Source organism: Sphingopyxis sp. CR5, from assembly GCF_059693785.1.
In genome coordinates this window covers 235,572-248,850 of record NZ_JCATIE010000004.1, presented here as the reverse complement: position 1 = coordinate 248,850, position 13,279 = coordinate 235,572, and the positions used below count along the sequence as shown (strand labels likewise).

The following is a 13,279-nucleotide window of genomic DNA, read 5'->3' as shown; positions in this document are numbered from 1 at the left end:
TTTTATCGTGCCCGGTCGCCGAAACGGGACCGGGCGAGGCCGCGGCTCCCGCCGCCCCATGACTTCGCTTTGCACAAGGAAGGAATGCATCATGCGTAACAGTTTCGACTGGACCCCCTATCGCCGCTCGACCGTCGGCTTCGACCGGTTGTTCGATTTCCTCGAGAACAGCGGTTCGGCGGACAATTACCCGCCCTTCGATATCGAGAAAATCGCCGACGATCATTTCCGCATCACCGTCGCGGTGGCCGGATTCAAGGGCGACGAGATCGACATTACCGCCCAGCAGAACATGCTGACCGTCAGCGGCCGCAAGGCGCCCGCGAAGGAAGGCGAAGAACGCCGGCTGCTTTACAGCGGCATCGCAACGCGCGCCTTCGAGCGCCGCTTCCAGCTCGCCGACTTCGTGCGCGTCGACAAGGCCGACCTCGCCGACGGGCTGCTCACGATCGACCTGGTGCGCGAAGTGCCCGACGCGATGAAGCCGCACAAGATCGCGATCGGCGGCGGCAAGCCGACGCTGGTCGACGATAGCAAACAGGCGGCCTGAACCACGGTCCGGCCCTTCCGACGAGTCGAAGCAACGGGGTCCGGGTCCGTCCCGGGCCCCGTTTCTGCGTCTAGAGCATACGCGTCATGAAACGGCTGAACGGATCGGGCCGATAATCGGCAAACGGCCCGCAGTCCTCGAACCCGTATCGTCGATAGAGCTGGTGCGCGGGTTCGAAGGCCGGGCCCGACCCGGTTTCGAGGCTGAGCCGCTGGGCACCGCGCGCCTTTGCTTCGGCGATGATATGCTCCAGCATGTACGCCGCGACACCCTGCCGCAGAAAGGCGTCGGCGGTCCGCATCGACTTGATCTCGCCATGCCGCGCATCGTGCATCCTGAGCGCGCCGCAACCGGCAAGTTCGCCCCCGCGGTGGATCGACCAGAAGGTGACCCCGGGGGCCTTGAGGCCCTCGAAATCCAGGAAATGACAGCTTCCCGCAGGCGAGTTCGCGAGCATTCCCGCAAAATGCCGTTCGAGAAGCGCGCGGATCGGCGCGCCCGACAGATCGTCCTCGACGACCTGCCAGGCAGGCGTCACAGCATCTGATCCAGCGTTGCGAGGCACGCGTGGGCGAGCAGCTTGCAACGTTCCGGCGACCAGCCCTGGGCGGGGTCGGGAAGGTCGCGATTGTCCTTGAACGGCATTTCGAGCGTCATCGAGACCGCACCGAAGCGTTCGGCGAGCTGCGTGGTCGACATCGACAGATTCGCCTTGCCCGGCGCCGAACTTTCATAGCCAAGCTCGGTCTGGAAATCGGGCGTGTTCGCAGCAAGTGCTTTCTGGAAGGCGAGGAAGCCGGCCATCTGCTCGTCCTTCAGCGACGGAATGCCTTCGAACCCGGCAAGGAAAACCGCGGGGATCGCTTCGTCGCCATGCACGTCCATCGCCCAGTCGACGCCGCTTTCATCCATGGCGCTCCGCACGCAAAGCACTTCGGGGCTGCGTTCGGCGGTGGGGTTGTCCCATTCGCGGTTGAGGTTCACGCCCGCGAAATTGGTCCTGAGATGGCCGCGCCGCGAGCCGTCGGGGTTCATGTTCGGCACGATGTGGAAGCGGCACTTCCGCCGCAGCGACCGTGCGTGCGGATCGGCCGGATCGGTGAGCTTTTCGAGCGCACCCTCCATCCACCATTCCGCCATGCTCTCACCCGGGTGCTGGCGCGCATAGAGCCATATGTGCGTGTCGCCGCTTCCCATCTCGAGACAGTCGATCGGCTGTCCTTCAAGGCTGGTACCGAGACAGCGGTAGGAGACGCCCTCGCATTCCGCGACCGATGCCACGAGATCGTGATGCCGCTCCATGGAATAGGGCGCGAAATAGGCGATCCAGAGCACCGGGCCTTCGGCGGTATGGCGGATCGTCAGCGTTCCGGCGTCATAGCTGGTGTCGAGCCGGAACCAATGCTCGCGGTCATAGCTGGCGCAGGCGGCATAGCCGGGCCAGCCGTCGGGATAGGCGGAGTTCGCCAATCCCTCGATCGCAAGGTCGAGCGAATCGCCCGCGGCACAAGCGACCCTGAAGTGAAACCATTGATAGAAGTCCGAATCGCGATCCTTGCGGATGGACAGGCGGGCAGAGGTGCCGGCGATCGACCCCACGACGATATTGCCGCTGTCGAAGGCGGCGTTGATGCTGATAGTCATGGAACGCTGATAGTGCGTCCCGATTCCCCGGGAAAGTCCCTGAATAGCGCTTCGGACAATTTCGCCGCCGCGAGCGAGGGTTGCGACGCCGGCGCCTTCAACGGGATCGCCGCGACCGCACGGCCTTCCCATAGCGCTTGCCCCGTCGCCCTGTCGTCGATGCGGACGCTGAGCCGGATATCCTGCATCGGTTTTGGTCCGCCACCGAGATTGATCCCGACGCCGAGGCCGACCCCCGACCCATAGCTGCCCGTCGAACCGCCCACGCCGACGGATACCGGCGATCGTTTGCCCGGGCCGGCCCGGTCGCTGCGCTCGAGACCGATACGCACCTTGAGCGGCGCGGTGTCGGCCGCAGGCCCCTCGGCCAGGACGAACCCTTGCAGGCCGAGCTGGCGCTCGACCGCGACGCGATAGCTGTCCCACTCGAGCGAGGGCCGGATACCGCTGGCCATGCCCATGGTGTCGGCAAGGGGCACGTCGTCGATCACGAAGCGCGTCCCTTGCGTCCAGCCGGCGACCGCGCCGCCGTGGAATCGGGTGACTTCGACCGGCGGTACCGGCGTGGCGCATGCGGAAAGCGCGAGCGCGGCTGTGCCGAGGAGGGCGAGCGAGAGGGAGCGCATCATGGAAACCATGATGCGCCTTCGAAGCTGGCTTGGCAATGAACGGCGTTGCCGGTCACGCGCCCGGATCGGCAGGGCGCCAACGCCGCCGCTATCGCTCAGCGATAGAAGATGTGATTGTCGATCTGTGCGACGCGCGTCTTGCGCCAGGCGGGGCGCACATATCGCGCGTGGAAGAACAGCGCGCCGGGCGCCTTGTTCTTCCAGCTTCCGTCGCGCGCGATCTGGGCCACCGCGAGCGCACGGGTCCACTGCGGGCTCGATTCGCGGATGCGCGGCATCTTGCCATGACGCAGGAAGCTGAACTGGCTGCGCTGATAGACGACGCCGCAATAGCTCGAAGGAAATCGCGGTGATTCGGCGCGATTGATGATGACATGAGCAACCGCGAGCTGGCCTGCGAGCGATTCGCCGCGCGATTCGAAATAGATCGCGCCGGCCAGGCAGCGCAGTTCGGACTCGATCGCTGGAGGACGCGGGGTCGCATCGACAAGCGCGGCAAGCGTCGCGGCGGGAACCGTTTCGGGTTCGACCGGAGGATCGGGCTGCTGCGCCATTTCGGGAAGGGGGACGGCAGTCGTCGAACCTGTCGACAGGTCCGCGTCCTGCGCCTCGACCGGCGCATCGGCACTCGGGAGCGTGATGGCGGGGACATTTGCATCGGCACCGAGGTCGGACGCGAAACCCGGCTCGGCAAGAAACAGCATGGGCGCGACAGTCAAGGCCACGGCCGCCACGCTGGCAGCGTTCAGAATACGACTCATTGTGTCCGTCAAAAGGGCGGCTGATGAACCGAAACCTCATGACAGGCGGGGGGCTATAGCCCTGTTACGCCTGCGGTCATCATCCGACTGCGTGTCCGCTTCGGATCGCGAGTTCCCGAATTGGCGGGGAACTCCCGAAGCGACCTGCGCGTTTTCAATGTGCCGGGCCACATATTGTGCGCCGCATCAATGTCAAGCCAATAAACCCCACTCGGCGACGAGCTGTGGTGCATTTGCGATGTCCAATTCGATCACCCACAGGTCCGGATCGGCGCTTTTGCGCCGTTCCACATAAGCATCGCGGTCTGTCGGGTCCTGTTCCGAATCGGGACCGACGGCTTCCCAAAGATAATGCCCTGCGGACAGGAAGCGCCGTTCGAGTAGCGGTCCGACGAGGCCGCGATCGCGGCATTGGACAAGAATCGCCCCCGCCTGTTCGTCGCCATGAACCAGCACCGCCGCAAACCCGCCGGCAGCATTGGCGCGGCGAATCAGGAGATCAACGAGAAATCGGCTGGTCAGCCGCGCCATGACAGGCGGCGGCTGCGATCAAGCCGCGTCACGCGCTTCATTGTCGACGAGCAGCGCGTAAAGCGCCTCGTCGTTCTTCGCGCCGCGCAGCCGTTCGGCCATGCTTTCGTTGCGCAGCATCCGCGAAACCCCCGCCAGCGCCTTCAGATGATCGGCGCCGGCATCGAGCGGCGAGAGGAGGACGAACAGAAGATCGACCGACAGTCCGTCGACCGCCTGAAACTCGATCGGACGCGCGAGCTGGAGAAACAGACCCCGCACCCCGCCAAGGTCGGGCATCTTTGCATGTGGCAAGGCGATGCCGCGCCCGAACCCGGTCGAGCCGAGCCGCTCGCGCTCGAGCAGAGCCTCGGCAACCTCTCCCGAATCGAGCCCGAGCGATCGGGCGGCCAGATCGCCGATGTAGGGGAAGAGCGCCTTCTTCGAATCGACCTGCACATGCGCGCGCACGGTCGCGGGATAGAGGAGAGAGGATAGGTTCATGGATCGGATCAAATTCTGTCAAAACGCCAGAGCCTGCCTCCCTGCACAGGCCGGGGCAGTGGGTCTGGAGATAATCGTGGCAGTCCCCGCCACCCCGGGTCGGGTATCATTGGGCGGGGCCCTTAGTCCGGATGGCGGGAAAAATCCAGCCCCTATTGCGGTTCGACCCACCCGATCGTGCCATCGCGGCGGCGATAGACCATGTTATGCGCCCCGGTCTTGCTGTTGACGAAGAGCAGGGCGTTGGTGTCGCGCAGATCGAGCATCATCACCGCATCGGACACGCTGCTTTGCGGAATGTCGACGCGGGTTTCAGCAATGATCGCGGGAGCGTCGCCAGCATCATCCTCGTCGCTGCCGCTGTCGAAGACGACGTAGCTCGCATTATCCTGGATTTCATCGATCGTCGGCGACGGCTGCGCGCCGTTATTATGATCCTTGAGCCGCCGCATGTAACGCCTCAGCTGTTTTTCGATACGCTCCGCTGCGCCCTCGAACGCCACGTGCGCGTCCTGCGCCTGTCCGTGCCCCTTGAGCACAAGCCCCTGCATCACATGCGCGACGATATCACACTGGAAACTGTCGTGGGGACCCTTTCCGAAGGTCGCGTGCGCCCCGATCGCGCGCGAGAAATATTTGTCGGCAATCGCGTTCATCCGGTCCGACACATGCGCCTGCAGCGCTTCGCCGGTTTCGATCTGGTGCCCAGAGACGCGGATTTCCATTTTTCTTCTCCTTCAAAGGCCTCGACGCCGGCGACGCGCGCCGGCCGTCACGGACTATCGTGCCACAGCGGCTGGTTGAGTGCGGCGACGAATTCGGTATGACGCGCGAGCTCGGCCGGGGTTGCGGCGTGCGGGCGCGGTTCGCGATAGGGGCGTGCGGGGACCGGCGCGGCCGCCGGCATCGCGACCTGCGACACGCCCGGCGCGGGATCGGCCGCGAGCCCCAATCCGATCTGCCGACCGCCGGTCATCTCGATATAGAGATGCGCGAGCAATTCGGCGTCGAGCAGCGCGCCATGCTTGACGCGGTGGCTGCGGTCGATGCCATAGCGGGTGCAGAGCGCATCGAGGCTGTGTTTCGCACCGGGATGGAGTTTGCGCGCCATCTGCACCGTGCAGCACATGCGCGCCATGTCGAGCGCCGGACGGCCCGAACGCGCCAGCTCGGCATTCAGGAAACCGAAGTCGAACGCGGCATTATGCGCGACCATCGGCGCATCGCCGAGGAAGTCCAGAAGCTCGTCGACGCGGCTTGCGAAAAGCGGCTTGTCCGACAGGAATTGAATCGACAGCCCATGCACCGCTTCGGCTTCCATCGGCATGTCGCGTTCGGGGTTGAAATAGGCGTGGAAGTTGCGACCGGTCTCGCGCCGGTCGACCAACTCGATGCACCCGATCTCGACAAGGCGGTCCCCGTTTCGGGGGTCGAGACCCGTGGTTTCGGTATCGAAAATTATCTCTCGCATCGAGCGTTCAATCTGGACCTTAACGGGTCTGGAAACAAGAGGCGATGGCACGAATCTGCCGGTGCGTCTCGCTTTTCGGACGGCCCGTTTCGATGACGAAATCGGCGCGCGCCCGCTTTACCCGGTCGGGCACCTGAAGCGCGCGGATCGAATTGAACTTTGCCTGGGTCATGCCGGGCCGCCGCATGACCCGCTTGCGCTGGATCCAGAGCGGAGCGGACACGACCGCGATCGCTCCGACACGATGCCACCCCCCTTTTTCGAACAGAAGCGGGATGTCGAGGACGACAAATGCGCGCGACCGGTGACGCGACAAAAAGCGTTTTTGCGCGCGTCCGACCGCGGGATGGACTATGGCCTCGAGCGCAGCGAGCTCGTGCCGGTTGCCGAGCACCCGTTGGCCCAACATCTGCCGGTCGACCCCGGCCGGGCCGGTGGTCCCCGGAAAGCGCGCTTCGATCGCCGCGACGAGCGCGCCGCCCGGACCTTGCAAGCGATGCACTTCGGCATCGGCGTCGAATACCGGCACACCTTCCAGTTCGAACATGTCGGCCGCCGTCGATTTGCCCATGCCGATCGACCCGGTGAGCCCGAGAATGAAGGGCCTGCGAAGCCGCGAAGCCGGACGCTTGTAGTGCGTCATGCGATCAGCAGGGCGCGAAGATCGTCATCGCGTCCTTCGGGCGGTGCGACGCCGAAGAACAACTCGAAGGCCAGCGCCGCCTGTCCGATCAGCATGTCGAGCCCGTCGACCGTGCTTAGTCCGCGCGCCTCGGCGGCGGCGAGAAGCCCTGTCTTCAGGGGGGAATAGACGAGATCATAGACGATCGCGTCATCGGGCAATTCTGACAGGTCGAGGTCCAGCGGCGGCTGGCCGGACATGCCGAGGCTGCTGCTGTTCACGACGAGCGCCGCCGGCGGAAGGGCGGCGTCGAGCGCGAGCACCTCGCCCTTGAGGCCGAAAGTCGCAAGCAGGCCCATCGCTTTCAGCGGCGACCGGTTGAGGATCGTGACATGCCCCGCACCCGCCCGCGCAAGGGCGAAGAGCACGGCGCGCGCCGCCCCGCCCGCGCCGACCACGACGACCGGCGCACCTTCGAGATCAGTCTCGGCGAGGGGGGCATAGAAGCCCGCGGCATCGGTGTTGGTGCCGACAAGCGCCCCGTCGGGTTGCCGCACAACGGTGTTCATCGCGCCGATCGTCGCGCGGATGTCGCCGGGATCGTCGACGAGGTCCATAATCGCCGCCTTGTGCGGCATCGTTACGTTGCAGCCGCGCCAATCCCGGTCCTCGCGCCGCGTGGCGATATAGGCGGACAGCTCCTCCGGCTTGACGTGGAACCGGTCGTAGCGCCCCGCACGGCCGAGCGCGTCGAGCCAGAATCCGTGGATCAGCGGCGACTTCGATTGGGCGATCGGATCGCCGATCACCTCGGCAAAGGGGATCCCGCTCATGCCGGTGCCAGCCCGTTCGCGCGCAGCCAGGCGAGCAAGGGCAGCATCGGCATGCCGACGATGGTCCAGGGGTCTCCTTCGACCCGGTCGAATAGTTGCACGCCCGCTCCCTCGATCTCGTAACAGCCCACGGTCCAGCGGATGCTGTCCCAATGGCGCGCCACATAGTCGGCGATAAAGCCGTCGGACAAGCCACGCATCCACAGCCTTGCCTCGCCGACCGCGCGCCATATAGCGGCCCCGTCGCGCGCCGCAACGGCGGCGCTGAACAACCGATGCCGCGCGCCGGCCATGCGCCGCAAATGATCGGCGGCTTCGCCCGGGCTTTCGGGCTTTGTCAGCATCGTCCCGTCGTCGAGCGCGAGCGTCGAGTCGGCGCCGATCACGACAACCCCCGGCAGACGCGAAGAAATCTTGATCGCCTTTGCCTCCGCGAGGGCGTCGGCGATATTGCGGGCGCCTTGTCCCTCCGCCCGCAGCGCGGCGGTGAGCGCATCTTCGTCGACATGCGCCGCGGCGGTTTCGAACGCGAGCCCGGCGGCGCGCAACATTGCCGCGCGGCCGCTGCTCTGCGATGCGAGAAGCAGTCCGGTCATGGCGCCTCGCGATCCTCGACCAGCTTGATCACCGCCGCCGCGGTCTCCTCGATCGAGCGGCGTGTTACGTCGATCACCGGCCAGCCGTTGTCGGCGAAGATGCGGCGCGCGAAGGCGATTTCGCCCTTGACCCGCTCTTCGTCGACATAGGCGGTTTCGGGCGCCTGGTTCAGCGAAAGCAGGCGGTTGCGGCGAACCTGAACGAGCCGGTCGATGCTCGTCGTCAGCCCGACAACGAGCGGACGCTTCAGACGATAGAGAATGTCCGGCGGCGGCGATTCGGGAACAATGGGAATGTTCGCGGTTTTATAGCCGCGATTGGCCAGATAGATGCTGGTCGGCGTCTTCGAGGTCCGTGACACGCCCGCAAGGACGATGTCGGCCTGTTCCCAATTGTCCCAGCCGATGCCGTCGTCGTGTGCGACGGTGAACTGGATCGCCTCGACCCGCGCGAAATAGGCGGCGTCGAGCGCATGTTGCCGGCCCGGCCGTCCCTTGGCCTCCTGTCCCAGCATTCGCGACAGCGCATCGGTTACGGCGTCCAGCGCGGGGATCGTCGGCAGGTTGAGCGCGCCGGCCCGCTTTTCCAGGCTCGCGCGCAATTCCCCATTGACCAGCGTAAACAGGATCATCCCGGGGCTCGCTTGCACTTCGGCCATGATCCGGTCGAGATGCGATTCCGAGCGCACCATCGGCCAGAAGTGACGCACGACTTCGACATCATCGAACTGCGCGATCGCCGCCTTGGCGATATTCTCGAGCGTTTCGCCGGTGGAATCGGATATAAGATGGAGGTGCAGACGGCTCATCGATACATCATGGCGTCGCACCGCCGAAAAAGGCAATCCCGGATCGGAACAGCGCGGCCGAAAGGCCACCTGTGGATAAAATCTGGTAAAAGGCGAGGATAGGCGGCGGAGGAAAATTCCATCCCCCGACGTGCCGATTCCGCTCCACGCCTTATCCACAGCGCCCCTGTTTTATCCGCAGGCTGTGAATTTCGGGGACGGCGGGCACGACTCCGGCGATCGGGTCGGCGGCGGCAGAGTCAAGCTGTTGGCAAAAGCGCCACCTGCGCCTAAAGCCCCGCTGTTCGCCGGCCAACAAACCACCACAATCATCTATATCTATTTATGAAGAGAGAAAGAGGGGGTCGCGTGACAGGGTCACCGAAGAGCTTGCTGGCGACGCTGCGCGGGGCGCGGCAGGACCGGGCGCCAATGTGGTTGATGCGTCAGGCCGGTCGCTACCTTCCGGAATATCGCGCACTGAGGGAAACCAAGGGCGGGTTCCTCGAACTTTGCTACGATCCCGAGGCGGCGGCCGAAGTCACCTTGCAGCCGATCCGGCGTTTCGGCTTCGATGGCGCCATCCTCTTTTCGGATATCCTCGTCATTCCGCACGCGCTGGGTCAGGATCTGTGGTTCGAGACGGGCGAAGGCCCCCGGCTCGCGCCCCCGCTGGTCGATCATGCGCTGTCGGCGCTGCAAGCGGCTCCGATGCGTCTGAACCCCGTCTATGCAACGGTCGCGCGCGTCGCCGGCGTTCTGCCCGCTGATACCACCTTTCTTGGCTTTGCAGGTAGTCCGTGGACCGTCGCGACCTATATGATCGCCGGCCAGGGGTCGAAGGATCAGGCGGCGGCGCGGCGCATGGCATTCGGCGATCCCCAGGCGTTTCAGGCGATCGTCGAGGCGATCGTCGATGTTACGGTAACATATCTGTCGGGGCAGATCGAAAACGGGGTTGAGGCGGTCCAGCTCTTCGACAGTTGGGCCGGCAGCCTGTCACCGGCGCAGTTCGAGCGGTGGGTGATCGCGCCCAATGCCGAAATCGTCCGCCGCCTGAAGACGCTGCATCCCGATACGCCGGTGATCGGCTTTCCAAAGGGGGCGGGCGGCAAGCTTGCCGCTTATGCGCGCGAAACCGGGGTCGACGCGATCGGACTGGACGAAACGGTCGATCCGGTCTGGGCCGACGGGGCCTTGCCGGACGATTTGCCCGTGCAGGGAAACCTCGACCCGCTGGCGCTCGTTGCGGGCGGCGCGGCGCTCGACAGCGCGGTCGATCGCATCCTTGCAGCTTTCGCCTCGCGGCCCCATATCTTCAACCTCGGCCATGGCATCGTGCCCGACACGCCGATAGCCCATGTCGAACATCTGGTCCGCCGCGTCCGTGGCGGATAGGCAGCAGACAGGCGAGCGAGAATGGATCTGACCGGCTTTTTGGGGGCGACGATGCTGTGGGTCAAAGCGGCGCATGTGATTTTCGTCATCTTCTTCATGGCGGGCCTGTTCATGATGCCCCGCTTCTTCGTTTATCATCACCAATGTCCGGTCGGATCCGAGGAAGACAGGAAGTGGATCGAGCGCGAGGATCGCTTGCGCAAGATCATTCTCAACCCGTCGATCATCCTTGTCTGGGTGCTCGGGCTGATGCTCGCATTCAACGCCGATGTCTGGCGGGAAGGCTGGTTTCACGGAAAATTGCTGCTTGTCCTGCTGCTGTCGGGCTATCACGGATGGCTGATAGGTTACGCAAAGAAGCTGGCGAAGGGCGAACGGCGGCTGAGCGAAAAGGCGCTGCGCCTGCTCAACGAAGTTCCCGGCGTCGCTGCGGCGCTGATCGTCATCCTGGTCGTCGTCCGGCCCTGATCGATCCTATCCCCGTCGCAGCCCCGATTGACTTGGCTTCGCGCCGGTTATAGGGGCCGAGCAAGCCCGTTCCACGCGGGCGGCGCGGCGAACGCGCCGATGGAATCGTAGCGGCCGTCCCCCGGCCGGACAGCCACCGTCCGGTGTGCTGCATCCAACTGTTTTCCCATATTTTGTAATCTGGACTCCATCCATGCATCTGAAAGAACTCAAGACCAAATCCCCCGCGCAGCTCGTCGAAATGGCCGAGGAGCTGGGCGTCGAAGGCGCTTCGACGTTGCGCAAGCAGGATTTGATGTTCTCGATCCTCAAGGAACTCGCCGAAGAGGGCGAGGAAATCATCGGGTCGGGGACGATAGAGGTTCTGCCCGACAGTTTCGGCTTCCTGCGCAGCCCCGAGGCGAATTACCTCGCCGGTCCCGACGATATCTATGTCTCGCCCAACCAGGTCCGCAAATATGGCCTGCGTACCGGCGACACGGTCGAGGGCGAGATTCGCGCGCCCAAGGATGGCGAGCGTTATTTTGCGCTGACCAAGTTGGTCAGCGTCAATTTCGACGACCCCGAGGTCGTTCGCCACCGCGTCAATTTCGACAATCTGACCCCGCTCTATCCCGATCAGAAGCTGTCGCTCGATGCGCTCGACCCGACGGTGAAGGACAAATCATCGCGCGTGATCGACCTCGTCAGCCCGCAGGGCAAGGGGCAGCGCGCGCTGATCGTCGCACCGCCGCGGACCGGCAAGACCGTTCTTCTGCAGAATATCGCCAAGGCGATCACCGACAATCACCCCGAGGTGTATCTGATCGTCCTGTTGATCGACGAGCGCCCCGAGGAAGTCACCGACATGCAGCGCAGCGTCAACGGCGAGGTGGTGTCCTCTACGTTCGACGAGCCCGCTACGCGCCACGTCCAGGTCGCCGAAATGGTCATCGAAAAGGCGAAGCGCCTCGTCGAGCACAAGAAGGACGTCGTGATCCTGCTCGACTCGATCACGCGTCTTGGCCGCGCCTATAACACCGTGGTTCCCAGCTCGGGCAAGGTGTTGACGGGCGGCGTCGACGCCAATGCGCTCCAGCGGCCCAAGCGCTTCTTCGGCGCGGCGCGCAACATCGAGGAGGGCGGTTCGCTATCGATCATCGCGACCGCGCTGATCGATACCGGCAGCCGGATGGACGAGGTGATCTTCGAGGAATTCAAGGGCACGGGCAACTCGGAAATCGTGCTCGACCGCAAGGTCGCCGACAAACGCATCTTCCCCGCGCTCGACGTCGGCAAGTCGGGCACTCGCAAGGAAGAGTTGCTGGTCGAAAAGGACAAGCTGTCGAAAATGTGGGTGCTGCGCCGCATCCTCATGCAGATGGGTACCGTCGACGCGATGGAATTCCTGCTCGACAAGATCAAGGATTCGAAGACCAACGAGGATTTCTTCGAATCGATGAACCAGTAAGCCTGTCCAATGGCCGTGATCGAGCATGCGTTGCTGCCGGTCCGGCCGGGTCTGGAGTGCGAATTCGAAGCGGCTTTTGCGGAGGCTCGGCCGCTGATCGAGGCGTCGCCCGGCTTCCTGGGAATCGAAATTCGCCGTCCGGTCGGAACCGGAGCTCCCTATCTGCTGTTGGCAAGGTGGGAGTCGGTGGCCGACCATCGCGACGGCTTTCGGCAGTCCGATCGCTATCAGGCGTGGCGAGCGTTGCTGCATCGCTTTTATGACCCGATGCCCGAGGTCGCTTATTTCGGAGACAGGCTTTGATGCTCGAATTTCTGGCACAGGCTGCCGCTGCGACGCAGGGGCCGGGTGGTATCGGCGAAATCTGGTCGCACATCGTCGCGGATTTTTCGAATATTACCGAACCCGCCGCTCTCGCCGCTTTCGTTCAGGTGCTGATGATCGATATCGTCCTCGCGGGGGACAATGCGATCGTCGTCGGGGCGCTCGCGGCGGGGCTTCCCGCCGATCAGCGCAAGAAGGTTATCCTGATCGGCGTGATGGCCGCGCTGGTGCTGCGTATCGCCTTCGCGCTTGTCGTGACCCAGCTGATGCAGATCGTCGGGCTTATCTTCGTGGGCGGCCTGCTCTTGATCTGGGTCGCATGGAAAATGTGGCGCGAACTGCGTCACGCCGGCGAATCGCCGGGGTCCGAGGAAATCCACGGCGACGAGCATTCGGGTCTGCGCCCCGCCAAGAGTTTTGCCGCGGCCGCCTGGGCTGTTGCGGTCGCCGACGTCAGCATGAGCCTCGACAATGTCCTGGCGGTCGCCGGCGCCGCGCGCGAGCATCCGGGAATCCTGATCGTCGGCTTGATCTTTGCGGTCGCGCTGATGGGAATCGCGGCGAATATCATCGCCAAATATATCGAGCGCTATCGCTGGATCGCCTATGTCGGCCTGGCGGTGATCCTGTATGTGGCGGTCAAGATGATCTACGAAGGCTGGGTCGACCCGAGCGTGGGATTGGGGACGCTTTTCGGCTGATGCCGGGCGACGCGGGCTTCCTTTTCCCGG

18 protein-coding genes are annotated in these 13,279 nt (G+C 64.3%); 6 read left to right on the top strand and 12 right to left on the bottom strand.

The genetic code is table 11. The annotated features are described in order from the left end of the window. The first annotated feature begins 91 nt into the window (after nucleotides 1-91). Nucleotides 92-550, top strand: a complete 459-nt coding sequence (locus AC58D2_RS08030) for an Hsp20 family protein (RefSeq protein WP_497389067.1) — start codon at nucleotides 92-94, stop codon at nucleotides 548-550. Between the two features lie 70 nt (nucleotides 551-620). Here the strand turns inward: AC58D2_RS08030 and AC58D2_RS08025 are convergent, their stop codons facing one another. From AC58D2_RS08025 to AC58D2_RS07970, 12 genes are all read right to left on the bottom strand, one after another. Then, nucleotides 621-1,088 carry a GNAT family N-acetyltransferase gene (locus AC58D2_RS08025; RefSeq protein ID WP_497389065.1) on the bottom strand — a complete coding sequence of 156 codons (468 nt, stop codon included), beginning with the start codon at nucleotides 1,086-1,088 and terminating at the stop codon, nucleotides 621-623. Next, the gene (locus AC58D2_RS08020; RefSeq protein ID WP_497389063.1) at nucleotides 1,085-2,194 is read right to left on the bottom strand and encodes a M14 family metallopeptidase; all 1,110 of its coding nucleotides are present in this window, start codon (nucleotides 2,192-2,194) and stop codon (nucleotides 1,085-1,087) included. The genes AC58D2_RS08025 and AC58D2_RS08020 overlap by 4 nt, the downstream gene beginning before the upstream one ends. Next, nucleotides 2,191-2,823, bottom strand: a complete 633-nt coding sequence (locus AC58D2_RS08015) for a DUF4136 domain-containing protein (protein ID WP_497389061.1) — start codon at nucleotides 2,821-2,823, stop codon at nucleotides 2,191-2,193. The genes AC58D2_RS08020 and AC58D2_RS08015 overlap by 4 nt, the downstream gene beginning before the upstream one ends. A 95-nt stretch (nucleotides 2,824-2,918) precedes the next feature. Next, nucleotides 2,919-3,584 carry a cell wall hydrolase gene (locus AC58D2_RS08010; RefSeq protein ID WP_497389059.1) on the bottom strand — a complete coding sequence of 222 codons (666 nt, stop codon included), beginning with the start codon at nucleotides 3,582-3,584 and terminating at the stop codon, nucleotides 2,919-2,921. A gap of 192 nt (nucleotides 3,585-3,776) precedes the next feature. Further along, nucleotides 3,777-4,115: a DUF1491 family protein gene (locus AC58D2_RS08005; protein WP_497389057.1), complete on the bottom strand. Its 339-nt coding sequence runs from the start codon at nucleotides 4,113-4,115 to the stop codon at nucleotides 3,777-3,779. An 18-nt stretch (nucleotides 4,116-4,133) separates the two neighbouring features. Next, nucleotides 4,134-4,598 (bottom strand): PTS sugar transporter subunit IIA, encoded by a 465-nt coding sequence (locus AC58D2_RS08000; RefSeq protein ID WP_497389055.1) that lies wholly within the window; start codon nucleotides 4,596-4,598, stop codon nucleotides 4,134-4,136. Nucleotides 4,599-4,750: 152 nt separating this feature from the next. Continuing rightward, a complete protein-coding gene (gene hpf, locus AC58D2_RS07995; RefSeq protein WP_497389053.1) occupies nucleotides 4,751-5,323 on the bottom strand; it encodes a ribosome hibernation-promoting factor, HPF/YfiA family in 573 nt (190 codons plus the stop codon). 47 nt (nucleotides 5,324-5,370) lie between these two features. Next, nucleotides 5,371-6,069, bottom strand: coding sequence for a DNA polymerase III subunit epsilon (gene dnaQ / locus AC58D2_RS07990; protein WP_497389051.1), 699 nt, complete (start codon nucleotides 6,067-6,069; stop codon nucleotides 5,371-5,373). A 19-nt stretch (nucleotides 6,070-6,088) separates the two neighbouring features. Beyond that, complete coding sequence (gene coaE, locus AC58D2_RS07985) at nucleotides 6,089-6,712, bottom strand: dephospho-CoA kinase (protein WP_497389049.1); 624 nt, start codon at nucleotides 6,710-6,712, stop codon at nucleotides 6,089-6,091. Then, a complete protein-coding gene (gene aroE / locus AC58D2_RS07980; protein ID WP_497389047.1) occupies nucleotides 6,709-7,524 on the bottom strand; it encodes a shikimate dehydrogenase in 816 nt (271 codons plus the stop codon). The genes coaE and aroE overlap by 4 nt, the downstream gene beginning before the upstream one ends. Next, the gene (locus tag AC58D2_RS07975) at nucleotides 7,521-8,120 is read right to left on the bottom strand and encodes a Maf family protein (RefSeq protein ID WP_497389045.1); all 600 of its coding nucleotides are present in this window, start codon (nucleotides 8,118-8,120) and stop codon (nucleotides 7,521-7,523) included. The genes aroE and AC58D2_RS07975 overlap by 4 nt, the downstream gene beginning before the upstream one ends. Further along, entirely contained in the window at nucleotides 8,117-8,929 is an 813-nt protein-coding gene (locus AC58D2_RS07970; protein WP_497389043.1) for a pyruvate, water dikinase regulatory protein, read from the bottom strand. Before AC58D2_RS07970 ends, AC58D2_RS07975 begins: the two co-directional genes overlap by 4 nt. Before the next feature lie 348 nt (nucleotides 8,930-9,277). On the opposite strand from AC58D2_RS07970, the gene hemE reads away from it, so the two are divergent. From hemE to AC58D2_RS07945, 5 genes are all read left to right on the top strand, one after another. Then, the gene (gene hemE, locus AC58D2_RS07965; RefSeq protein ID WP_497389041.1) at nucleotides 9,278-10,306 is read left to right on the top strand and encodes a uroporphyrinogen decarboxylase; all 1,029 of its coding nucleotides are present in this window, start codon (nucleotides 9,278-9,280) and stop codon (nucleotides 10,304-10,306) included. A gap of 21 nt (nucleotides 10,307-10,327) precedes the next feature. After that, nucleotides 10,328-10,774, top strand: a complete 447-nt coding sequence (locus AC58D2_RS07960) for a CopD family protein (protein WP_497389039.1) — start codon at nucleotides 10,328-10,330, stop codon at nucleotides 10,772-10,774. Between the two features lie 193 nt (nucleotides 10,775-10,967). Then, the gene (gene rho, locus AC58D2_RS07955; RefSeq protein WP_497389037.1) at nucleotides 10,968-12,224 is read left to right on the top strand and encodes a transcription termination factor Rho; all 1,257 of its coding nucleotides are present in this window, start codon (nucleotides 10,968-10,970) and stop codon (nucleotides 12,222-12,224) included. Nucleotides 12,225-12,233: 9 nt separating this feature from the next. Further along, nucleotides 12,234-12,527 carry an antibiotic biosynthesis monooxygenase family protein gene (locus AC58D2_RS07950; RefSeq protein ID WP_497389035.1) on the top strand — a complete coding sequence of 98 codons (294 nt, stop codon included), beginning with the start codon at nucleotides 12,234-12,236 and terminating at the stop codon, nucleotides 12,525-12,527. Beyond that, a complete protein-coding gene (locus tag AC58D2_RS07945; RefSeq protein WP_497389033.1) occupies nucleotides 12,527-13,249 on the top strand; it encodes a TerC family protein in 723 nt (240 codons plus the stop codon). The genes AC58D2_RS07950 and AC58D2_RS07945 overlap by 1 nt, the downstream gene beginning before the upstream one ends. Nucleotides 13,250-13,279 lie beyond the last annotated feature (30 nt).